This window comes from Neobacillus drentensis, from assembly GCF_021560175.1.
GTDB lineage: Bacteria > Bacillota > Bacilli > Bacillales > Cytobacillaceae > Neobacillus > Neobacillus drentensis_A.
In genome coordinates, this window is the sequence record NZ_CP091110.1 from 2,965,948 (window position 1) to 2,989,186 (window position 23,239).

At 35.9% G+C, this 23,239-nt stretch carries 22 protein-coding genes and 1 pseudogene; 18 read left to right on the forward strand and 5 right to left on the reverse strand.

Annotated elements, in window-relative coordinates; all coding sequences use genetic code 11:
• Positions 1-167: 167 nt before the first annotated feature.
• The 3 genes from L1999_RS13880 to nagZ are packed head-to-tail and all read left to right on the forward strand — an operon-like array spanning position 168 to position 4,161.
• Positions 168-554: a BlaI/MecI/CopY family transcriptional regulator gene (locus tag L1999_RS13880; RefSeq protein ID WP_235744077.1), complete on the forward strand. Its 387-nt coding sequence runs from the start codon at positions 168-170 to the stop codon at positions 552-554.
• 17 nt (positions 555-571) lie between these two features.
• Positions 572-2,317, forward strand: coding sequence for a M56 family metallopeptidase (locus tag L1999_RS13885; RefSeq protein WP_235744078.1), 1,746 nt, complete (start codon positions 572-574; stop codon positions 2,315-2,317).
• 56 nt (positions 2,318-2,373) lie between these two features.
• Positions 2,374-4,161, forward strand: coding sequence for a beta-N-acetylhexosaminidase (gene nagZ / locus L1999_RS13890; protein WP_235744079.1), 1,788 nt, complete (start codon positions 2,374-2,376; stop codon positions 4,159-4,161).
• A gap of 223 nt (positions 4,162-4,384) precedes the next feature.
• Here the strand turns inward: nagZ and L1999_RS13895 are convergent, their stop codons facing one another.
• Positions 4,385-4,777, reverse strand: coding sequence for a hypothetical protein (locus L1999_RS13895; RefSeq protein ID WP_235744080.1), 393 nt, complete (start codon positions 4,775-4,777; stop codon positions 4,385-4,387).
• 231 nt (positions 4,778-5,008) lie between these two features.
• Entirely contained in the window at positions 5,009-5,158 is a 150-nt protein-coding gene (locus L1999_RS13900; RefSeq protein ID WP_235744081.1) for a hypothetical protein, read from the reverse strand.
• A 710-nt stretch (positions 5,159-5,868) separates the two neighbouring features.
• On the opposite strand from L1999_RS13900, the gene L1999_RS13905 reads away from it, so the two are divergent.
• Together L1999_RS13905 and L1999_RS29865 are read left to right on the forward strand one after the other, a co-directional pair.
• Positions 5,869-6,555, forward strand: coding sequence for a Na-translocating system protein MpsC family protein (locus tag L1999_RS13905; RefSeq protein WP_235744082.1), 687 nt, complete (start codon positions 5,869-5,871; stop codon positions 6,553-6,555).
• A gap of 792 nt (positions 6,556-7,347) precedes the next feature.
• Positions 7,348-7,440, forward strand: a pseudogene (locus tag L1999_RS29865) (NAD(P)H:quinone oxidoreductase, type IV); the annotation flags it as partial.
• Positions 7,441-7,486: 46 nt separating this feature from the next.
• On the opposite strand, the gene L1999_RS13910 reads toward L1999_RS29865, so the two are convergent.
• On the reverse strand, positions 7,487-7,966 hold the full coding sequence (locus tag L1999_RS13910; protein ID WP_235744083.1) for a pyridoxamine 5'-phosphate oxidase family protein: 480 nt from the start codon (positions 7,964-7,966) through the stop codon (positions 7,487-7,489).
• A gap of 326 nt (positions 7,967-8,292) precedes the next feature.
• Here L1999_RS13910 and L1999_RS13915 point away from each other — a divergent pair, with 326 nt between their 5' ends.
• Complete coding sequence (locus L1999_RS13915; protein ID WP_235744084.1) at positions 8,293-9,291, forward strand: DUF3231 family protein; 999 nt, start codon at positions 8,293-8,295, stop codon at positions 9,289-9,291.
• A 306-nt stretch (positions 9,292-9,597) separates the two neighbouring features.
• On the opposite strand, the gene L1999_RS13920 is transcribed toward L1999_RS13915, so the two are convergent.
• Positions 9,598-9,981 carry a MazG nucleotide pyrophosphohydrolase domain-containing protein gene (locus L1999_RS13920; protein ID WP_235744085.1) on the reverse strand — a complete coding sequence of 128 codons (384 nt, stop codon included), beginning with the start codon at positions 9,979-9,981 and terminating at the stop codon, positions 9,598-9,600.
• A gap of 275 nt (positions 9,982-10,256) precedes the next feature.
• On the opposite strand from L1999_RS13920, the gene L1999_RS13925 reads away from it, so the two are divergent.
• The 4 genes from L1999_RS13925 to L1999_RS13940 all read left to right on the forward strand — a co-directional run bounded on the left by L1999_RS13925 (position 10,257) and on the right by L1999_RS13940 (position 15,601).
• On the forward strand, positions 10,257-11,636 hold the full coding sequence (locus L1999_RS13925; protein ID WP_235744086.1) for a M28 family peptidase: 1,380 nt from the start codon (positions 10,257-10,259) through the stop codon (positions 11,634-11,636).
• A 975-nt stretch (positions 11,637-12,611) separates the two neighbouring features.
• Positions 12,612-13,598, forward strand: a complete 987-nt coding sequence (locus tag L1999_RS13930) for a DMT family transporter (protein WP_235744087.1) — start codon at positions 12,612-12,614, stop codon at positions 13,596-13,598.
• A 619-nt stretch (positions 13,599-14,217) separates the two neighbouring features.
• The gene (locus tag L1999_RS13935; RefSeq protein WP_235744088.1) at positions 14,218-14,373 is read left to right on the forward strand and encodes a hypothetical protein; all 156 of its coding nucleotides are present in this window, start codon (positions 14,218-14,220) and stop codon (positions 14,371-14,373) included.
• 535 nt (positions 14,374-14,908) lie between these two features.
• Positions 14,909-15,601: a hypothetical protein gene (locus L1999_RS13940; protein WP_235744089.1), complete on the forward strand. Its 693-nt coding sequence runs from the start codon at positions 14,909-14,911 to the stop codon at positions 15,599-15,601.
• A gap of 302 nt (positions 15,602-15,903) precedes the next feature.
• On the opposite strand, the gene L1999_RS13945 is transcribed toward L1999_RS13940, so the two are convergent.
• Complete coding sequence (locus L1999_RS13945; RefSeq protein WP_235744090.1) at positions 15,904-16,617, reverse strand: GntR family transcriptional regulator; 714 nt, start codon at positions 16,615-16,617, stop codon at positions 15,904-15,906.
• A gap of 415 nt (positions 16,618-17,032) precedes the next feature.
• On the opposite strand from L1999_RS13945, the gene L1999_RS13950 reads away from it, so the two are divergent.
• The 8 genes from L1999_RS13950 to L1999_RS13985 all read left to right on the forward strand — a co-directional run bounded on the left by L1999_RS13950 (position 17,033) and on the right by L1999_RS13985 (position 23,168).
• Positions 17,033-18,103, forward strand: a complete 1,071-nt coding sequence (locus L1999_RS13950) for an SIS domain-containing protein (RefSeq protein WP_235744091.1) — start codon at positions 17,033-17,035, stop codon at positions 18,101-18,103.
• Between the two features lie 61 nt (positions 18,104-18,164).
• Positions 18,165-18,578 carry a PTS sugar transporter subunit IIA gene (locus tag L1999_RS13955; protein WP_235744092.1) on the forward strand — a complete coding sequence of 138 codons (414 nt, stop codon included), beginning with the start codon at positions 18,165-18,167 and terminating at the stop codon, positions 18,576-18,578.
• Positions 18,571-19,065 carry a PTS sugar transporter subunit IIB gene (locus tag L1999_RS13960; protein WP_235744093.1) on the forward strand — a complete coding sequence of 165 codons (495 nt, stop codon included), beginning with the start codon at positions 18,571-18,573 and terminating at the stop codon, positions 19,063-19,065. Before L1999_RS13955 ends, L1999_RS13960 begins: the two co-directional genes overlap by 8 nt.
• A gap of 19 nt (positions 19,066-19,084) precedes the next feature.
• Positions 19,085-19,825, forward strand: coding sequence for a PTS mannose/fructose/sorbose/N-acetylgalactosamine transporter subunit IIC (locus tag L1999_RS13965; protein ID WP_235744094.1), 741 nt, complete (start codon positions 19,085-19,087; stop codon positions 19,823-19,825).
• On the forward strand, positions 19,825-20,649 hold the full coding sequence (locus L1999_RS13970; protein ID WP_235744095.1) for a PTS system mannose/fructose/sorbose family transporter subunit IID: 825 nt from the start codon (positions 19,825-19,827) through the stop codon (positions 20,647-20,649). Before L1999_RS13965 ends, L1999_RS13970 begins: the two co-directional genes overlap by 1 nt.
• 12 nt (positions 20,650-20,661) lie before the next feature.
• The gene (locus L1999_RS13975) at positions 20,662-21,384 is read left to right on the forward strand and encodes an N-acetylmannosamine-6-phosphate 2-epimerase (RefSeq protein WP_235744096.1); all 723 of its coding nucleotides are present in this window, start codon (positions 20,662-20,664) and stop codon (positions 21,382-21,384) included.
• Positions 21,377-22,027 carry a hypothetical protein gene (locus L1999_RS13980; RefSeq protein ID WP_235744097.1) on the forward strand — a complete coding sequence of 217 codons (651 nt, stop codon included), beginning with the start codon at positions 21,377-21,379 and terminating at the stop codon, positions 22,025-22,027. Before L1999_RS13975 ends, L1999_RS13980 begins: the two co-directional genes overlap by 8 nt.
• Positions 22,028-22,079: 52 nt before the next feature.
• Positions 22,080-23,168, forward strand: coding sequence for an SIS domain-containing protein (locus L1999_RS13985; RefSeq protein ID WP_235744098.1), 1,089 nt, complete (start codon positions 22,080-22,082; stop codon positions 23,166-23,168).
• Positions 23,169-23,239 lie beyond the last annotated feature (71 nt).

The following is a 23,239-nucleotide window of genomic DNA, read 5'->3' on the forward strand; positions in this document are numbered from 1 at the left end:
AGTTTATTCACATACCCACTTTAGTCAGCGCTACTATCTGTGCGGCATTGTTTGCTAAGTTGGAAGGTACGATTAATTTTTAGGATGAGTAAAAAAAGGACGTTGACAACTCCGTCCTACAAGTGTAGTCTTTATTGTAGATTACACTTGTAGGACGGAGGAGAAAGATGAAGAAAGCAGATTGCAATATATCTGATGCAGAGTGGATTGTCATGAAGGTGCTATGGGAAGAAGCTCCATCTCCATTAACTTCTGCGAAGATAGTAGAGGCAGTAAGTTCTTATAAGAATTGGAGTCCGAAAACAATTCATTCATTAATAAGTAGACTGGTAAAGAAAGGTGCTTTAGGTGTAAATAAGGAGATGCCTCTTTATGAGTATTATCCTTTGGTAGATAAAAGAGACTGTGTACTGGAAGAAACAAGGTCATTTATTCAAAAGGTATACGATGGTTCTATCCACCTTATGCTCGCCAATTTTATAAAAGAAGAGAAGATTTCTGAGAAGGAAATAGAAGAACTGGAAAGATTGCTTAGAAAAAAAAATAACGATTAAAAGGCAGGTAATGGTGTATGGTTTTATCTGCAGTATTTAAAGAAGTCTTATTACTGTCATTTATGGGTAGTATTCTAGCATTGGGGATACTTGCCGTAAAGGCGATTTTTAGACAAAGGCTTAGTGCAAAGCTTCATTATTATATTTGGATTTTGCTTGTACTTAGGCTAATAGTGCCAATAGACATTCAAAGTCATATAAGCTTTATGAACTTTATTCCAATTGAACAAAAGGAACTTGATCCTCATTTTATAGCAGAACAATATGTTCCTAACATAATACCAAACAGCACTATCACAACCGGAAATACACCGTCTAAAGAAGAAAGTAACGCATTAGCTGATCCAGGAATTATAGGTGCTATTGTTAGTTATGATACTGCAGCGGTGCTGTGGATAATAGGTGTTTCATCGATTTTACTTTATATTTTATGCGTAAATATCTTGATGAGGGCTAAATTGAAAAAGTGTTCAGTCTGTGAAAGAGAAGACTTAATTGAAATTTTAGAAGCAGAAAAAACAAAGCTTAAAGTTAATTCTAAGATAAAAATAATCTATAATAATTACTCGAAATCGCCTGCAGTTTACGGGATAATCCATCCTAAAATTATTATTCCAGAGGGGCTTATAGACAAATTAACCCCGGAAGAGTTTGGCTTTGTGTTAAGCCATGAATTAACTCATATTAAGAACAAGGATTTAGTGGTAAACACCTTACTTATGATTGTTAAAGCAATCTATTGGTTCAACCCCTTAATCTGGTATTCACTTAATCAGGTAAAACAAGACTGTGAAGTGGCTTGTGATGCGTCTGTCATCAGCACTTTAAAGACAGAAGAAGTCGAAAAATACGGTCAGACAATAATCAATATGCTTAGACTATTCTCAGAAAAAAGGAGTACTACTGGGACATTAGGATATGCAAGTACATACAATAAACGGAGAATTGTGATGATTACACAATTTAAAAAAAGTTCGGCAATATGTGCAGTATTGGCTCTATCTCTTACAATTATGGTAGGCTGTTCAAGCTCCCTTAAACCTGGCAGTTCAGATGTTAGCCCAAATGAAACCAGTGATACCAATAGATCTACTCTGTCAGTGGAAAAAACATCTCCAAATCAAGCATCCCAAAGCAATACAACGCAAGGCAATATAAATCAAACATCCCAAAGCAATACGACACAAGGCAATATAAGTCAAGCAACCCAAAGCAATACAACGCAAGACAAAACAAACAATGCGTCAGTATCGAGTAACAATACCACATCTTCCTCATCTAATGGGGATACTCAGAGAGAACTTCTTTCAAGTATCATGCAATTGGCAAAGCAGGGTAAAATCATCAACTCAGAGTTTCCTGTTAAAACTACTGTAATAGAAGACGTAGAGAGAAAGCTAGGAAATCCGGATAAGGTTGATTGGGTACCTAATGCTAAAGGAAATTATGCTATATTTTCAAGATACAATTTGGTAGTTGGTTTCAACAAAGGGTCACAGATTTTTGAGGCGAGATCCTTTGATAAGAAATTAAATGAATTATCACTTTCTATGGTAAAGAAAGTATTTGGAACTCCGGCATATGATGCGGAAAGTAACAGTGAGGAGATTATTGGGTATGTTGCAAATTCGGAATACAAAATTTTGTTAGTATTTCCTAAGCCTTCAAATACCACTCCTGACCCGGTAATGGACCACTACTCCGTGTTTTACCCTAGGGGGACCGTTAATAATATGTCAAACGATCCGGGAAGACAATGGTAATAAAGCAAAAATGTCATAAAAGCTAAAAACGAAAAGTTAGAAAGGGGAATTGGAGTATGAAAAGACATAGGAAATCGCGAAATAAACTACTTATTTTTACGATTCTAATTTTAATTTTAGCCTTAATCATTGGCGTTTATTATTATGCAATCAAAGAAAATAGTAGCGAACAGACGAAGAAAGGTAAAGAAAGTCAAATTATAACCCAACCCTCCGAAACTCAATCTTCCGGAAAAGTGGATTCGAAGAATGATCAGAATTCAAATCATGGGAAATTAGTAGAGGAAACGTTTTCCTTATCTAAGATAGGCAAGGTTCCGAACATTTCCTTTGTTTCTGGTAAAACAGAATGGAAGGAAGTAAATCAAGTATGGGGAAAATCAGACCATATTTCGGAAACTACTAAAGGCAGATATGAGGAATACGAAAGTCATCATGCTACAATCGGCTATGCCGATCAGACTGTAAATGATATACGATCGTATGATTCGGAACTACAAAATATCTCGTTAAATGAAATTGAGAAAACTGGTGGACAACCCGATGCCATTCGATACTATAAAAATTCAACTGTTGACCAAATGATACTAGTCTATCATGCAACGGCTACTACTGATTTATTATGGGTTTTACCGGTAAAAACAGAGCAAGAGCCAAATCCTAAAGTTGACCATATCTCACTCTTTACACAGATTGAAAAGGAACCAAATCAACAAATACAAGTCGAAAAACCAAATCAACCAGGAAATCAATCCATTTCAGAGGTGATTTCTAAACTGAGCTTAGAAGATAAAATTGGCCAGATGATTTTTGCTGGGGTTTCCGGGACTACAATGGATGCGAACGCAAAACAATTAATAGGCCAATTCCATGTCGGGGGAATTATTTTTTACAAATATAATTTTGAAACCCCTGCACAAGTGATTCAACTTGTGAATCAACTGAAAGCTGGAAATAGTTCGAGTTTACCGCTTTTACTGGGTGTTGACCAAGAGGGTGGACGTGTGACAAGATTGCCAGGCGGACTTGTTAATTTTCCACCAAATAAACAGATTGGACAGGTAAATAATCCCGATTTTTCTTATAAAGTCGGAACACTTTTAGGTCGTGAATTAAAAGAATATGGTTTAAATCTCGATTTTGCACCTGTTATTGATATTAACAGCAATCCGAATAACCCAGTAATCGGGGATCGATCATTTGGGAACAATGCGGAAATAGTAAGTAAACTTGGGGTTCAAACGATGAAAGGGATACAGTCTCAGAACGTTATCACGACAATTAAGCATTTTCCTGGACACGGAGATACATCAGTTGATTCCCATCTGGACCTTCCAATTGTAAATAAAAGCCTTAAGGAACTTAAAGAACTAGAGTTAATACCGTTTGAACGTGCGATTAATCAAGGTGCAGATGTTGTGATGGTCGCTCATATCTTATTGCCTCAATTAGATAAAACGAATCCAGGGACCATGTCAAAAGCTGTCATGACGGATCTTCTTAGAAAACAACTTGGTTTTACAGGAGTCATCATAACGGACGATATGACAATGGGAGCTATAACAGAACATTTTGATATTGGTAAAGCATCGGTAGCATCAGTAAAGGCAGGAAGCGATATTATTTTAGTAGGGCATGACTATAATAATGTTGTAAAGATTATCTCCTCTTTAAAAACTGCTGTTCAAAATGGGGAAATCTCCGAACAAAGATTAAATGAAAGTATAGAAAGAATTATTAAACTAAAAAGGAACTATCGCATTAACGATACGAAAGTAGAAAATCCTAACATAAATGAAATAAATCAGTCAATCAATAGTCTTCTGAATAATTATTTACAGTAACTATTAAATAGATTCGTGAGTTAAAAGATTACTTATTCCGTATTGGTGTGTACTGGAGAAAGGGATGTTGAAAGAATACTATAGAAGCCTTGAGGCAAAATAAAAGATAAATGTGCACTAGTTGAATAAGCTAACATTCGAAGATAAATAGAAAAAATAGGCTCGATTCCAATAAATAGGAACCGAGCCTATATATATTTAAATCCACCAACACTTTTTCTCCTCAAAGACTAGCTAATCGTTTTTCAAAATCCGCCTTAAACAACAAAATAGCATCAATATTTACAGCAAAATCGTGGTCACTGATATTAAAATTAGTTATAAACTCATCAGACCTCTCACGAACCATAATGGACGGACGGACATTGGCTTCAATAGCGTCCTGGGTGACACCACTTCCATAAATATACCAGTTTGTTTCGGTAGGCTTATTTGTTGCATTTTTCGAGTAGTCTTTTTTTATGATTTCGCATAAATCATCCATAAAATCTCCATTAAGATTAATGGTTTTTCCATATTCACCATCAACAGTTAGATCAGCATCTCCATACCAAATATTCCTGCTAGTTCGCTTTCCGTCATTTGAAGTATAAGTTTCATCAAATAAAATCTTCATTTTCAATCCCACCCCGTTAAAATACAATTTCTTCCCACTATTATACACCAATTAAACTGGTTTCCAATAACTGGTTGCCTTTCTTGTTCAACGAAAGGGCCAGGTTACTGGCTTGTTGCACTAACTGGCAGTTTAGTTGAAAAAGAAAAAAATTGAAAGATGACCAAAAAAAAATAAACCGAGTATCTTTCGGCTTATTTCAAGAAATGTTCTATAAGGTTGTATAACCATCTAATTCTCTTCTTCTCCCAAGACTTCACACGCTTCAATTAATAATTTTATATCACTTTGAATCGTTTCTTTGACTTGCGGAATACCGCATTTTGAATAATCATTTTTTAATCGTTCAAGTTCACGGAGAAAGATAGGAATTAGGTTCATTACAAATAATCATCCTCGGTAAAAAATTAGCCACGAGCTTCAATCCCCTGACCAACTTTAATTGTAACACGCAAACTCCCCCCATTGTAAAAATTACTAATTATATATGGAAAAGAAATAGGAACTAATCATTTAAGTATAGATTCAACTAACCAAGAGCTGAAGATTTGTGATGACTGTAGGATCCCCTTTTTTATTGACTTCAGGGTAGAATAATTGAATATCGAAACAGGAAAAGGAGAAGGAAAATGGCATCCAGTGGAAGGGAAATGATGGATAATGCTTTGAAAAAAGTTGTAATCCCTTTTTTATGAGAACACGGATTTAAGGGCTCATTGCCTCACTTTAGAAGAAAAAATGAAATATTGTACTAGATGGACAGAATAGTTTAAGAAAATGGCTATTGGAATTAAATTATTATCCAGTGGACCGTAAACGAAAATAAGGGAAAATAGGATTAGTATTGACCAGGGACAAAGAATTAAATCCAATGAATGTGTTGAAACCAATAAAATTAAGTCCAAACGAATTAGATGAAACCCAACCCTTTACATCCTCTGAAATGGGAAAACTTTGGGCTACAAGTTCCAGAGTTGTAATAGGAATACAATTGAAAAAAATCTTAAGAAATTGGTAGAATTGTTTTATTCTTTGGGTATGTATTATTAACAGGATTTATATATGCTTTTTCTAGGCGGTGATTCTCATACATGGCTGCTCCAACCCAAAAAATAATGGAAATAAGCAGTTTTGTTAGTAAATTATTAAGACAAAACTTTGGTAAGGGTCCACTTTCCTGCTATCCTTTCTCAAGAAGTCATTTTCTTATTTTCTACATACGAGGATTTCTATCACCAATTGAAAATGTTCTAATTGAGAACCAAGACATAGACAATGCTAAGATTTCACGAAATGTTGTTATGAAAACAATCCTTACAGAGTTGAAGGGAATTCTCGAATTAGAATTTCAACAGGATGTCCAAAGCCTCTATCATGACTGGAACTATCTTAATAATACTGGCATGATCACTGCTGTTTTTGAAAAAGAAATCCCTTCCTTTAAATCGGTTGAACAATTTCCAGAGTATAAGGATTTTATTGCTGAGGTTGAACGTATAAGTATTTTAGTACAAAAAAAACCAGATAAAATCGAAGCTTTTCAAATAACTCCGAAGCTGTATCTGGTAAAACGTTATGGAATATTAGTTCCGATTGAAAAAGCACTGATTGAAAACGGTTATGAACAAGCGCTTCTAGTAACAAAGGATAAGTTGGAAAAAAAATATTTCTACCAACATGGACATTTTGATGAAATTTTTAAAAAGCCAGTTACAGATATTTTTGTGGATTGGAATTTAAAAGACGATAGAAGTCTAACTTATTTTTTTCTTCACTAACTGGATGTATTGTTCTATAAGAGCAGTGGCTTTTCTTGTTCCGCTAACGTGGCAGGATAGTTTAAGAAGGTATTTATTTTTTTAGGTCGTATTTAACACAAATTGTGTAACAACGGGGTCGTTCAATATGTATCACCACGATTTTGAATTACTGGACGAAAAAGAAAAAGTTTTAATTTGTATGGTTTGCTGAGAAGAACAAAACAGATGTTGAGTCGTAACACGAACAAAGGCAGGCTTCTAGATCCGCGTTGAGGTGAGAAGGGGGATTTTGGCGAGTGGCTTTCGAGGCTGTTAGCCAGGTTACAATCCATAAATAACTGTTAGTACAGATTCAAGGTGATGATGATGTTGAATATTTTTAGTCTTGAGATAGGTTATTTCATATTCATTATTTTTAAAGCACACAGACAAGATTGGTGTTTGATCTTCTTTTTTGAAGGTTAAATAAATCTCAGTATTATGGTATTGTCTCAAGGTCTCTAACAAAATTTTCGTATGGGCTAAAGTCAAATTCTTACATCCTCTTTTCCTTAATAGGGAGGGGACTAAGAAAAGTCGAAAAGTTCCCAATAATTTTATTGTAATTTAACCATAACATGGAAAATGTTGTATTTATATAGGGAATTAGAAGCGTTTATTTCGAATATAAAAATGTGTAGTAAATGAGCAAAAACTGTGTCATTTTACTAGAAGGTCACAAGGGTCTAATAGTTGTAGGTCGAGGCTGTCATTTAGGCAGCCTTTTTGACTTATTGAGCTAGTTCTAGAGGTAATGTTAGAAGATCTTGAAGTGTTATTGTAGGTCAGGATGTAATTGAAGACGTTCAAGCAGCTGTAAAACATCAAGCAATGCGTACTGTTACAGGTACGGAATGGGTAAAAAGCAAAAAAGTGGATTGTCCGATAAACAGACAATCCATTTTTTCTGTTATTGATTCAATTCAACCGTTTCATTAACATCTGTCGATTGAGAACTTTGGCCTGTCATCCGTTTATAAAGAAAGGCTATTTTCTTCGTGAAATTACCGGTATCCCAATATTCAGCTGCTTCCGCGTTTACTTTTATCAAGACAACGTTAGGATCATCGTAAGAAGTTTGCATAATTTTCTCATATGCTTTGCTCCACAATTCCTTCTTCTTGTCTAAATCCTCAACGATTTCAGCTCGTCCACGGACGGAAACATAGGATTTACCTGCATAAGCCACATTAACCTCTTGATCATCTAAAATTTCTTCATATTTATCAGTCTCTTTTTTTGTAAAAAACCATAAGTCACCATCAAACTCTACTTCTTGTGTTTTCATAGGACGAGAAACAAGCCCTTCCTCCGATATGGTGGTCAGCATGGCCGTGTCTATGTCTTTGATTAATTCTCTTAACGTTTCCTTTTCTTCTTGTTTGATCATGTTCCATCACCTCATACATGTTTTAGAAGTATATTACCCTTTACATCAACTTTTATTCAGGTATGGAGAATGGTTAGACTAACTTCACGGAACAAAGTGTCCGCCCTAATCGGGTAGAAATAGGTCGCCATAGCAGGAATGTTAGAACACTTAGAAAGATTAACCTAAGGTTAAAATTAAAGTTTATTATGTTTACAAGGTTTGGACTTATTTGGTTACCAATCATGTTTTATTTATAGGACTAACTATTGACTCTCTTATAAAAAATAAGGTAAATGGAATAATATAATTGGGAAATTATTTAAAACAGCTGGAGGATTAACATTTTGAATAATAAAAAGGCAATTAGTTCAGCAGAGATTGGAACACTTTGGCTTACTTATCGTCAGAAAACCCTTATTTTGAGAATACTGGAATATTTTAAAAAAAATGCGGATGATGAGGAAGCTAAGAATATTTTGGGAGGCTTGTGGCAACAGTTAAATTATTATGTTTTACAAATTGAAGATCTATTTCAACAACAAGGAATTGCTTTTCCTGTAGGGTTTAAAAAAGAAGACGTTAATTTGGATGCCCCCAAATTATTCGACAATGGATTTGATATTATGTTTGTCCGCGTTTTAAAACAATTAAGCATGGGCTTGTACACGATAAGTATGAATATGTCCTACAATGATGATGTTACGAAGATTTACAAGGGACTTACTAGTGTTACTCAAGATATTTATACTTTATCTACTCAATATTTGCTTCAAAAAGGCATTCTTGCTCTTCCTCCAAAAGTTACGATGCCGAAATCAACTGAGTTTATAGAAAGCATAAACTACAGGAGTGGGTTTAACCCATTTAGTGATAAAAGGGTTTTAAATGATATTGAAATAGGATTTCTCCATCATGGAATTGAGACAAATAATATTGGATTGCAACTAATAATGGGTTTTGCCCAATGTGCACAGAACAAAGAGGTTAAAGAATATTTTTTAAAAGGTAAAGAACTTGCGAAAAAACAAATAAAAGAAATGACAGATACTCTATTAGAAAGCGATGTTCAATTCTCTGCTACTTCTGGAAGCACTGTAACTACTTCAACAATCCCACCATTTTCTGATAAACTCATGATGTCTTGTATATACTATCTCGATGGTTTTGGCATGGTGGGAACTAGCATTGGATTATTTTTCACATTAAGAAATGATATTGCCATGAAATCAGCATTAATAGGAAAAGATATTTATTTATATGGAAGAGAAGGAGTTGAGATTATGATTAAAAACGGATGGCTTGAGGAACCGCCTCAAATGGAGAATCGAAATAAATTAATGTAGAAGGAAAATTGAGTCAAATAACCTTAGTGTTATTCATTTAATACTAAACTGCAATGTGGAGGGATTTACTTTGAATACTTCACGTAATAGCTTAATATCATCCTTAATTACTTGATGAGGTTTTATTTTATTAAGATAAGAGATCTCAATAAAGATGATTTTTTTGGGGTGTTAAAATTCAACAAAATGGACCAATCAAATCACTGATTAGTCCATTTTGTTTTTTTATTTTGTTAAGTTGTAAACCATGCAAGTTTTATAGCGGTTTTGATATATCGGCTTAAGGACTACTAATTTTGAAGACCTTTATTTTCTAGACAAACTAACATCCCTATTTTTGCGGTTTTTGACCTCATCCATTTTTTTGTAAAAGCTTTCTTCCAAATCAATTTCAAAGTAATTGGCAAATTTAATCATATAGGCTAAGCAATCAGCAAATTCCTTCCCTAAGTCTTCCTTTGCATTTTCTTTCGCTAAATCAAAAGCTTCACTATCCTTCATTCCATTTAAAATATGGCTATGGGTGAAATTAAAAGCTTTTCTAAGTTCTTCAGCGACTTCAGCTACCTCAGTGGTTAAGAGCATATAGTTGTTCAAGAGGGAAGCCCGTGTTTTCTCATAACTTTCATTAGAAATTTCCCAGTTCATTTCTTCATGATATTTTTTTAAAAATGTCTGCATTTCCTTCATTGTGACACCTCTATGTAATGATAATTTAAAAGTATATAGTAAGAAACAAGGTAACAAAGAGTTCTAGCTTATTATAAAGGAAAGCTGCATAAATCCCTAAACAAATACATTTTGTTCAGTGAATAGCACCTGATAATCACGAATTCTTGTGGTGGGGATTCAGTCTTTAGCGCATTATATCGGAATTTCTATGATTTTGTAAAACGATTATTATTTACTATAATTCCTAAATTTGGAATAATGGAAAAGTATCACTTTATCAAAGGGGGAATTTCATGTTTCGTAGGAAAACGATGATCACGGTCCTAGCAACAGGTATGCTTTTATCATCAGGGGTGGTGTATGCTCAGACAAATAGTGCCCCACATGCACAAGCATCCACAGCTTTTGACAACAAGGTTATCAAAAAAATCAGTGCAGAGAATATGTACAATACGATTAAGTATCTATCATCAGTGCCTAGGGAAGCGGGTACCGAGGGAGAGGTTCGCGGGGTTGAGTACATAGAGGGCCAGTTTAAGAGCTTGGGACTAGAAACGAGAAGAATACCGTTTCCGATCTATGATTATAAGACAAAAAAACAACAGGCTATTGTTGACGGAGTAGATTTAAATGGGCGTGCCTTTAGCGGCAGTGGGAGCGGGAATGTAACGGCAGAGCTCGTTAATGTTGGAAAAGCATTAGCTGGCACGGTTCCGGATGAAGTGAAAGGGAAAATTGCCTTGGTTGTGCGGGGAGATATAACATTCGCTGAAAAAGTGCAGAATGTAGCTGCTAAAGGGGCAGTTGGGATACTGACGTATAACAACAGTCCTAATGGTAATAACTTTGGCCAAGCTAATGGGGAAATTCCCGCCGTGGCTATTACCCAAGCACAAGGGCAAGAATTGGTAGAAAAATTAAAGAACGGTCCTGTTACAGCCACCTTAGATGTCGATATCCAAACGATAGAGAAAACATCCTATGTGGTTGAGGCTAAATTAAAGCCTAACAAGAACAAGGATACAGGCGAGATTGTCACAATCGGTGCGCACCATGACTCCGTTCCTAATGGACCAGGAGCAAATGACGATGCTTCCGGAGTTTCCGCCGTATTGGAGTTGGCACGAATTTTTGTCAATACTCCAATCGATACAGAAGTCCGCTTCCTGACATTCGGTTCTGAAGAAAGAGGGATGAAGGGATCATCCTATTATGTATCACAGCTTCCACAGAGTGATACCGACCGCATGGTTGCCCACTTCCAAATGGATATGATTGGCGGGGCAGAGGCAGGAGAAGATCATCCATTAGGTGGACTAATTATGTACACCATTGACGGTCATAAAAATCTTGTTACAGACTTAGGAGCGTCGGCCTCATCGAGAATGTATGATGTGGCAGTGCCGTATGGACAGTTAGGAAGAAGTGACCATCAGCCATTCCACGACGTGGGCATACCTTCTGCTTTATTTATTCATTCACCTGTTGAACCTCAGTATCACAAGCCAACAGATACGCTAGAACATATCAGTAAAGAAAAACTGCAGCAAGTTGCTTCAATTGTTGGAGCATCAGCCTATCAAATTGTACGTCCCGATACACCGGCTCTTAATCGTGCACATGTAAGTCCAGCTTCAGTGGACTACGATTTCGAAAACCGTCCAGTAGATTAATAAGAAAATCAGATAATCAGTAAAAACGCTAGAATCTTTACTTTGAATCTAGCGTTTTTACTATAGGCGTAGCCCAACCACTAACGAAAGATTTTATGAATAAGGTGAGGGATTAGTAAAAGGGTGCTACACCTATTGAAGGTGTACACCTTTTTTAATTTTAGACTTATGGAAGTGACCTCATAGTGGGGGGATATCCGAACACTTGTGATAATTTCATTTATTAAATTTATCTATGTATAAATATTACCATTATAAATAGTCTCAAAATATTTGACACGGAGGAATAAAAATATGTATAATAAATAAGTTACCTTTTGGGATTTTTCAACAAAGCCAACCTCACCAAACGTGTATGTTTTTGCTCACTTAATCTATTATCCTGTATTAATCCTCTATGGATAGTTATCAATGGGCTCCTTTTCCATCCATTAATCTTATTTAAAACCATTTTCGGTACATACTGAAAATCCATATCCCCGGTTATATATATATCCTTACAAATTAGGTATTGGAAAACCTTAAAAAATCTTGGATATCCTCAGCTTTTAGGTTGAGGTGTATTTTTCTTTGTTTATATTGTGTAAACAATCTTCTTTACCCTCCTATATGATAGTACTGCCTGATCATGCACAGGGAAATCAAAATCAGGAACTAATAGTGAAGCAACATTTGGAGCCTACTATTGTTTGACTTAAAAAAGTCTTTATTCTGTGCAGACAAATTTAAAAAATACATTTCCAGCCGGCAAAGGAAGGGAACAGTTCGGCCATTCTGTATTTTCGAGTGGGGCGAACAAATGCAACATGCATATCCCTTTTCCGATCCTCACAATATAAGGAACCAAAAATATCTAAGGTTAGATATATTGTGAGATTGATAATTTAATAGTAAGTGGAATCTTTCGTCAGAAAAAAAGCTGACGATTAATTTGGCCGGTTTCCAGGAAATGATTTTGGAAAAGAGGTTAAGTTAATGAATGTAAAAAAGATTAAAAAAGCTAGAATGGGTACACTCCTCGGTGGAACTTCAGCGATTACTTGGGGAATCGACACGGTGATCATTGGCATCATAATTGCTAGTACACCGTTTAAACAGAATGTGTTACTTGCACCAATTATAGCCGCTTTCATGCATGACTTTTTCTCAGCACTTTGGATATCAATTTTAATGATTGTAAAGGGCGAATTTAAGAATGTATTAAAATTACTGAAAACAAAGAGTGGAGCGATTTTAGTTTTAGGAGGATTGGCTGGCGGTCCTTTGGCCATGACCTCTTATTTTCTTAGTATTCAATATGTAGGAGTAACTTATGCGGCAAGTATTTCTTCTATATTCCCTGGAATAGGTGCTTTGCTTGCTTTCCTTTTTTTGAAGGAAAAAGCGAGAAAGAAAACTTGGGTCGGCGTATTTTTGAGTATAGTCGGCGTGACTATATTAGCATATTCTCCATCGGATGTTACCGTCGATCGTCACTTTTACATTGGAATTTTATTTGCATTAGGTGCAGCCATATTTTGGGGATTAGAGGGAGTGATTAGTGACTGGGGAATGAAAGGAAAAGAGGTCGTTCCACTATATGCGGTTAATATAAGACAGATGACCTCTGCACTCTGCTATGGATTATTAATTGTTCCATTCCTGCATGGACATCATTTCGCATTACAAGTAGCGTCATCCAACATCGTATGGATCATTGTTATTGCAGGTTTATTAGGCACTGCCAACTATTCTTTATACTACACATCCATTCATTTAATCGGTACGGCTAAAGGTCAATCCCTTAATAATACCTATGTTTTTTGGGCGATCGTAACTGAAATGATCTTTATTGGCACCCCAATTAGCTTACAATTTGCTATCGGTGCGCTAATCGTCATTCTTGGTTCCATCCTCGTTACAGGAAACCTAAAAAAAGGACCAGAATGGCCGCTTGCAACCAACGGTGTTGTGAATCATTAATGAGCGGAACAACCGTATCATAAAAAAGTAAATTTTATTTTTCTAGCTGTCACTAATAATTATCCGCAAAAACGGGCATTATACTATTCGAAGGGGAACAAAAAGTGATGATGAAAATCATCAACTATTGAAATGAGGTGTCTGTCGCAGACAAGTTCCGTTTCAATTGATCAGCTTCCTAACATTCTACCGTCATCCGATCATTATACGTTGAAAAACATATAAAGAAACAAGGGGATGGTTAGCTTGAACAAAGATCATTCTTTATCAAAACACTAACATTTTAAAAAATGAGGTGTTTATCAAAGAAAGAGACCTAAGCGAACGAAAATAAGGAGCATTCCCCTTCAAGAAGGCAGGATTCCATGCGGGTCCTGTCTTTCTTCGTATAACAATTGTTGGATAATAGTTGGATTTTATATATAAAAACTAATTTTGAAGAGGAATGCTGCCATCATTCGAGAGCGGCTTTTCTTTTTGTACAAAATGGGCAGGGCAGTCTAGTTGAAAAGCTTCAGAGGAATTTGCATACGAAAAGAGCATAGGAAAAATATATGTCACTTATTTACCGTTTTATGGTAATGTTGTAATAGTTTATATATTTCGGGGTGACAAAGTTATGGGGATTATTTTAACTATATTTTATGGTTTTATTGGTTTAGTTGTTCTATTTCTTATCATTGCATATGCAGTTAGTGTTGGCATTGATAATTCTAAGCAAGTAAAGGCTCTAAGGTCCGAACTTAAGGAAATAAAAAAACAACTTAGTAATTAATGTGATAAACTTTGTACCGAGTGGCTTTGGTAAGGGAAAATTGCTCGGTGAACCTTTAGAAATGGAGGCTTTTCTTCATTTCTCCCATCATATAGGTGATAAGAAAAAGGGTGAAACACCAGCAGAAGGTGTTCGCCCTTTTTCATTTTGTTTGGACTTTTGGAGTGACATTTATAGGTGAAAATTTTTTAGTTTATAGTAGTGCTATTTTGATTGTTTGAAAACTTACTTCCAATTATAGGGAATCAATTAAATTTATAGTTATTACTGTTATAATAGTACTATGAAATCAAATGATAAATGATTTGTTTGTAAGTTTTTACGAATCAACAACACAAATTTTTTAGATACCACTACTAAATGTTCATTTCTAATTTCCTAATGATATCTCTAAAAAATGGAATTTCATGGAAATAATATTGATCTAGAGGGTCAAAATAGTATTGTCGCGTTAAATATCAATTGGAGGAAGTAGTGGTTTCTGCACTAGGTTTTACAAAAGAAATCACAATATTTTAGGAGGAGAATTTACATCATGAGTACGATCAACTTAAAGAAAGAACCTAAAAACAAGTGGCTCAAGTGGAGCAAGCCTGGCATTTTGGTACTTGCCGGATTATTAATAGGAACAACGTTATCTCAACCAATCGCTAAGAATCAAGAGATTGCTAGTTTAAAAGACAAATTAAGTACTTACCAAAGTAAGGTGAGCAGTACTGAAAAGGACCTCACTGAACTTAAAAAGTCGACAAGCGATTGGACATCTTGGTCTAGCGATGAACAACAACTAGCTAAGGACACCGTTCAGATGAAACGCGCTGATGATGCAGCCAAGAAAAAAGCGGAAGTAGAAAAGAAGAAAGCGGAAGTAGAAAAGGAAGCACAAAAGAAAGCACAAGAAGAAACTGCAGCGAATGCGGAAGAAGAAAGAATGGCTCCATATATAGAGAAAATCCAACAAGTTCCTTTTATGGGATGTACGTTAGAAGTTGATTATAAGAATAAAGAGTTGGATTTTACACTACATGACAGAGATATCCTATATATAGAACCTGAACAATTTGGCGGCAAAAAGGATATGGAGGCATGGAAGAAATTTATTGAGGTTTTCGTAGGATATTCATCAAACATCCCAAGTGATTATACAGTTGTGCTCAGTGATTCAAATGGAGGCGGGTTACTAATAGCAAAGGATGGTAAAGTAAAACTTGACCTTTTTTCAGAGTAAGGGGGTGTAAATACCTCTATTTTTTGTTGGTTTACGAACTTGAAAAATAGAAAGAACCAAGGATTTAATTAACGGGTTCACTTTTAGGTGTGTTCTATTCGTTGACTTGATAATTTAGGTAAGAAAAATTAAGGGAATTTGTTGGGAAATCAAGCATTTCAATCACAAATTCAGGAAATTTAAAAAGGCTGCTGCAAAACAAAAGATAACAATATGTAGGAGGATAAGAAAAAGGGTGAACCACCAGTTAAAGGTGTTCACCCTTTTTCTTTATAAGGAGATATCCAACTACTTCTGATAAATTACTTATTAAATTTATATGTATAGATATTTCCATTATAAAAAGTCTCAAAATAACCAAGTATGCTTTCCTTACCATCAAACGAAACGGTAGTGATCGCTTTTGATTTCAGAATGGCCCCTTGGTCAATTTGCAATAGTTTTTTCTGTTCAGTGGTAGGCAAAACGGCCTCCATCTCTAATTCACTGCCAAGTACAGTATAGTCTAAAGATTTCAAGTAATCATAAAAGGAATGATTTAAAGATTCTACATTGATGGCAGGCAGGACTTCCGTAGATACATAGTTATAGCTTATAGCGATGGGAGTACCATTTCCGGTCCGTAATCGAACAAAATGATGAACAAAAATATTTTCTTTTAAATTTAACTTTTTTGAGATGACAGGGATCTCGTTCGATTTTATTAGTTCATAGGTAAGGAGCTTAGATCCTGGTAAAAGCCCAATACTCTTCATATCTTCTGTGAAACTAGATTGACTTTCCAGTGACTTGGTAACATGCGAGGAAGATACAAAGCTGCCTTTTCCAGAAATCCGCGTGATTTGTTTTTTTTCAACAAGCCTATTTAGCGCTTTATTTATGGTCATTCTACTGTAACCAAAGAGTTCAGCTAGCTGTTCTTCCGTTTCAATCTGATCACCAACTTTTAGTTCCCCCGTATTAATCCTATTAATTAAATAATCTTCCACTATTGTATATTTTGGGGTTGTTTTCATCTATTTATGACCCCTTTCTTTGAAAATTTTCTATTACGCAATAATAGTTTATTCCGTCTTGACAGTATTATGAGACTTTAATGGATGGAGAGAGAATAAAATTATATACATATTCACATTTGTATATACATATTGAAGTAATATCCATATAAAGTAAGGAATATTTTCCGATAGCTGAGTCATTAGATGAGGTTTTGAATGAATAATAAGGAGGAGAAATTAATTTTAAAAATATATACATATTCATATTTGTATATACATAATATCTAACAAATCCACTTCCAGTAAGGAAGTTACAACTACCTTTTTCTAACTATTTTGTCATTCATTAAATGAGTCATGAATGATAGGAGGTGTGAATCTTTAAATAAGTATACCAGAAATGGATTTGCTAAGTTAATAGGAGTGATTGGTAATGAAGATGATTGATTATATCTACGATCAGCCCAATAGGCTAAAAAAAATCTTAGACGCCAGAGATGAGACATGTATACCGTTACTAAACTTTATAGAAAAGAATCAAATTAAAAGAGTGTATTTGACGGGATCTGGAACAAGCTATCATGCGGCCTTATTAATGAAAATGTATTTTGATCAATATACAGACTTCGAAACATCGGTTTCGATCCCTACCTTTTTTTCGAGATATGAAATTCTCAGCAAAAATTTTAAGAAGGAAGAGACCATGCTTATCGCTATCTCTCAGTCCGGAACGTCGGTATCCTCCATAAATGCGGTGAAAAAAGGGAATCTAGTGGGGATTCAGACGGTTGCACTAACAGAAGATTTAAACAGTTTCATCACGAATGAAGCAAAATTATCGATTCATTTAAATTGTGGGAAAGAGAAGATTCCGATTGAAACAAGAGGATATACCTCTACTGTACTTACATCCATCCTCATGGCTGTTGAAATCGGCAAACGGATTGGGAATCTATCAGAGCTTGATTATAAAACCATAATGGAATCGTTGGAAAAGGATATTAGTCAACTGCCATCTGCCATTCAACAAATGGAAGAATGGTACAAGCGGAACAAATATGAATTAATGACCATGGAAAAAGGGTCGATCGCAGGCTACGGCCATAATTACGTGACAGCGATGGAAGGTTATTTAAAGATGTACGAAACCTTTCATAAACCGCTTTCTGCACATGAACTTGAAGAGCTGCTTCATGGATACGAAATGGCCTTTGACTCTAAGCAGTATATTTTTTTGATTGCGTCTGAAGGAGAAGAGATCCAATCAATCGAGAATTTCAGGTCTTTCTTAGATCAGCTAACCGAACATCAATTTATCATCACGAATCAAACCATCACTCTTAGAAGTAAAGACTTATATTTAGCTGCCCCTATAAGTAAGGTGTTTAGTCCGATATTATTCATTTTGCCGTTTCAACTAATGGCTGCTAGGAATTGTGAATCAATCGGCTATGATACGTCCATCTATCCACATAAAACAAGAAGCTTTTCCCATGTAAGATAATTTTTATCATCACCTTATGTCAAATCAGATAGACATTCATATTTCTGGAAGGGGGTTTAAAGTGACTAATTTTATCATCGCTACCCATGGTCGTCTAGCAGAAGGATTCTATGAGTCTGTAAAGTTTTTTAACAGTCAGATAGAAAATGTTTACTATATGAATGCCTATGTGGAACATAACGATTTTGAGAAGGACTTTATCGAGAAAGTGAAAGAATTATCAGGGCCTCCACTTATTGTATTGACAGATATTCCAGGTGGCAGCGTGAATAGAATTGCTTCAAAACACATGACTGCATATGGTTATCAAGTGATTAGCGGGATTAATTTATCGATTCTATTAGAATTGGTGTTTAGTCCTGAAACGATAAATGAGGAAATCATTGAGAGGGTTGTTACATCGTCTAGAGAACAATTAGTGTTCATGAACAAATTGATCGAAGAAATGGAAGGGAAGGAGTTTACGAATGATTAGTTTAGTAAGAGTGGATGATCGATTGGTTCATGGAATGGTAGCCGTTTCCTGGACGAGTGCGCTGAAGCCGGATTGTATTTTAGTGGCGAATGATGCAGCTTCAAAGGATGCTTTTATGAGTATGACGATGAAAATGGCGAAACCAGCAGGGGTTAGTTTGATTATTAAAACTATCGAAGAATCCATAGGAATATTGAACAGTGAGAAATACAAGAGTAAGAAGTTTTTTGTTGTGACGGAAAGTGTAGAAGATGCCTATAAAGTCAGTGAACAGGTTAATGGTATTAAAACCGTTAATATTGGGACAGCAGGAATAAAAAAGAAAGAAAAATTAATTTCAACCTTGCCGCAAATCAAAATGTCAATCGAAGATTTCGAGTATGCTAGAAAGCTGCATGAAAAAGGAATTGACGTTTTTGCTCAAGTTACTCCTTCTTTAGAAAGAATGAATTATGAGGGAATCCTTAAAGCATTTCATACTATTTAGCTAATAGGAGGCAAAAGTAATGGTTATTCAAGGAATTTTGATTGCCTTAATTGCTGCAGTTGTTTACATGGAGAGCCGGATAGGCGGGCAGCACATGTTAGATCGGCCCATTATCATTGGTCCGCTGGTTGGTTTGGTGATGGGGGACTTTCAAATGGGTTTAATCATTGGCGGGGAGCTTGAACTTGTTTGGATGGGTTTAGTGGGGATTGGAACATCAACTCCTCCCGATGTGGTGGTGGGCTCTGCCTTAGCGACTGCATTAGCCATTCAAACGGGTGCCGATTATCAAACCACCTTAGCATTAGCAATTCCGATCGCTTTACTCGCTCAATTTGTAGCCATTGGGGTGGCAATTTTGAATACTACCTTTGCCCATTATGCAGATAATCAGATTACAAAGGGCAACTGGAAAGGAATTGCACTCGGAAATTGGTCCGGTTCACTCATGTACTTTTTGTCTAAGTTTTTGATGGTGTTCATTGGATTTATGGTCGGTGGAGATGTGATAAAAGGGATCGTCAATCATATTCCTCAAGTGATTCAAGCGGGTTTAGCACAATCAGGGAATCTGCTCCCTGCTCTTGGGATTGCGATGTTAATGCAGTTAAGTCTTGATAAAAAATACGCTGCCTTTCTATTCCTCGGATTTGCGCTTGTTGCTTTTTTCAATATCTCAACGATTGGAGCGGCCATATTTGGAGCGGTCTGCGCTTATCTTTATTATCAATTTAAGCCAACGGAAGGGGAATTATTTTAATGGAAGAGAACGCTAAGAAGTTAACCAAAAAAGACTTAATGAGTGTTTATCTAAGACATTACCAGCTGCTTGGCTGTTTCAATTATGAGAGGCAAATGTCGACTGGATATGGATGGGCGATGACACCAGTTATTAAAAAATTGTACGGTGATGATGATGAACAGCTAAAAGAAGGGTATCAACGACACTTAGAGTTTTTCAATTGTGCGACATCCACTTCGCCATTTATTCTCGGAATCAGTTGTGCGATGGAGGAACAGTATGCCAATGCCGAAGAAGACGAGTTCGAGGTATCGTCCATTAATTCCGTAAAAGCAGCACTAATGGGGCCGCTTGCCGGAATTGGAGACTCCTTTTTCTGGGGAACATTTCGAGTCATTGGTGTGGGAATCGGTGCACCATTGGCGATTAAAGGAAGTATTTTGGGACCGCTATTGTATTTTTTGATGAATGTCATCCCGAGTGAATTGGTAAGATGGTTTGGATTTAAAATTGGTTACAAGGGCGGCAGCGAATTTTTAGCGAAGATTAGTGCAAATGGAACGCTGCAAAAACTAACAGAAGCCGCCAAGGTTCTAGGCCTGGTTGTGATTGGGGCATTGATTGCTTCCATGGTCGTCATCAAATTACCGACTGCCATAACCATTAATCACGCTAAGATTAATGTTCAAGATACATTAGATTCCATCATGCCTAAATTATTGCCTTTACTCGTTACGTTTGGCTGCTATAGTCTCCTGCAGAAGAGAGTCAGTGGAACCTGGATCATGTTTGGACTGATTATTCTCGGTATTCTTGGTGTTCTTTTAGGCGTTTTAAAGTAAGGGGAGGTTAGGATGAGAAGAGAAGAAATGATTGAGAGATTAAAAGACGGTTTAATTGTTTCTTGCCAAGCGGTTCCGGGTGAGCCTCACTATATGGAGGGAATGACGGTAAAAATGGCCGAATGTGCAGCATGGGGAGGAGCGGTCGGCATACGAGCGAATTCACCGGACGACATCAAAAGAATAAAGGAAACGGTCGATTTACCCATCATCGGTCTTTGGAAAATAGACAGGAATATAAAGGATGTTTATTTAACGCCTGATCTACATGCGGCTAGGGAAATTTGGCACGCTGGTGCTGAGATTATTGCGGTACAGGCAACGAAACATAAGAGAGAGGATGGAAAGTACTCCTATGAAACCATAAAGGAAATCAAAAAAGAAATTCCCGAAGCTCTCATTTTCGCAGATATTTCCACTCCTGAAGATGCTAGGATTGCTGCTGAGTATGGAGCTGATTTTGTCGCTCCTACTTTACAAGGATATACAAAAGCGGGTTACTTCGATCATGTAACGCTCAAGGATACACCTGACTTTATTTTATTGCGAGATATTGTGGATGCAGTAAAAGGTACAGAAACAAAAGTGATTATGGAAGGTAAGGTTTCAACTCCTGAAATCGCCATCCAATGTTTATACATGGGGGCTTATGCGGTTGTTGTTGGGAATGCCATCACTCGTCCTCATATTACAGCAAAGCGATTTGCTAGAATGCTGAAGCGATACCATGACTAATTATTTAGTCCCCTCATTATTCTTTATTTGTATCTTCGCTAGTTTTATCTATAAGAAGGTTATCACTAAAAAATATTTGTCGTTATTGATGGAATATAAACGTTATAAAAAAGAAGAAGAATATATGGAATTGTTGTCTTCTTTACCTATAAAACTATATTTTTCTTCAAAAACGATCATGGTATTAAAATTTAACTATTATTTAGATACAAACCAATACGATCAAATAAAAGAGACCATCGCAATAGTAAGGAAATCGAAAATCAAAATGATCGATTTGGTTAGTATCTGCCTGTCCGTATATGCTTATTATTTAGACCACGGGCACAAAAAGGATGCATTAGAAACCTACCATTTCTTAATTAGTCATATCGATGAAGAATCGAATCAAGAATTATACGGTGAATTGAATGAACTAAAAACAATTTATATTGATCATGACAGGAACTATATAAGTGTACTGGAGAAAAAGATTGAAAAAACAAAGGTCTTACCCGATGTTGTCATCCTTTACTTTAGATTAGCAAAGCTTTATGAGTTTATTGGAGATTTGGATCAGTCGAAACTATTACTCCAAAAAGCAAAAGGTTTTTCTCAATCACAAGGACAAATGAAACAATTGGATAGATTAATAGGAATTTAAATAGCGATTGACAGACCAACAGGTATTTGACCTAATAGGCGAGGAGAATAATATGAATAAACAAACATGGGATATGTATGATTATATTGTAGAATCAAAGGATGCAGTAAGAAGAATGGTAGACCATAAAGATGAGATTCTGAAAGAAGCAACTGAATACTTTTTCTCAAAGCAAATAAATAGAATCTATTTAGTAGGATCAGGAACTAGTTATCATGCTGGGTTAGCGTCCAGAAGTATAATGGAGAAAGTGTTAGGTATTTCAGTCATCGCTCAATATCCGATGGATTTTAAAGATCAAAAATTTTTACCAGATTCGAATACGTTGGTCATTGGTATTTCTCATGCAGGAAGATCTACATCTACCATCCTAGCTTTGGATAAGGCCAAGGAAAAAGGATATGCAACTATTGCTGCATCTGCTGAGAAACATACACCCATTATCGATCATGCAGAACGTTTCTTAGAAATTTCAGTCGGACCTGAATATGCAGCGCCAAAAACAAAAGGATATATTGGAACTGTAGCTACATTGGTATTATTGGCTCTAAACATTGGCTTAAAATCAAAGAAAATCACTGCGTTAGAGTATGAGAGCCATGTGTCCGATTTGCTTGACACAACAGATCATATCCCTGATATTGCTAGAAAAAGTGTTGATTGGTATAACGATAATAAAGAGGAATTACTTACATCTAGAAGAATCATCATGGTGGGTTATGAGCAGTGCAAGTCTGCTTTAATGGAAGGAACATTAAAAGTACTGGAAGCCGTTAGATACAGTGTAACGGGATATGAATTAGAGGAATTCATGCATGGTGTTTATCATTCGATTGATCAAGATACTTTCATGTTCTATCTTGGTTCAGAAGGTCAGTATTACAATCGAATGATGAATATGAGAAACTATTTTGAAAAGGAACGAGGAAATAAAAACTTTGTTATCACCTCTGATAAAGGTCTTGAAAAAGATCCTCATAATTTAATCTTTGATTTTAAAAATCATCCGTATTTTGCTTCTTTAGAATATGTTGTACCATTACAAGTCCTTGCCAGAAAGCTTTCTTCCGATTTAGGGATTGATTGCAATCTCTCTTCTGATCCTGGTTTCCATAAAAAAATGGGGAGTTATACGTATTAAATCATAAAACACGCAGCGCCTCCTGAATGTATCAATGAAGGAGGTGCTTTTTCATATGACTTTCTCTAAAT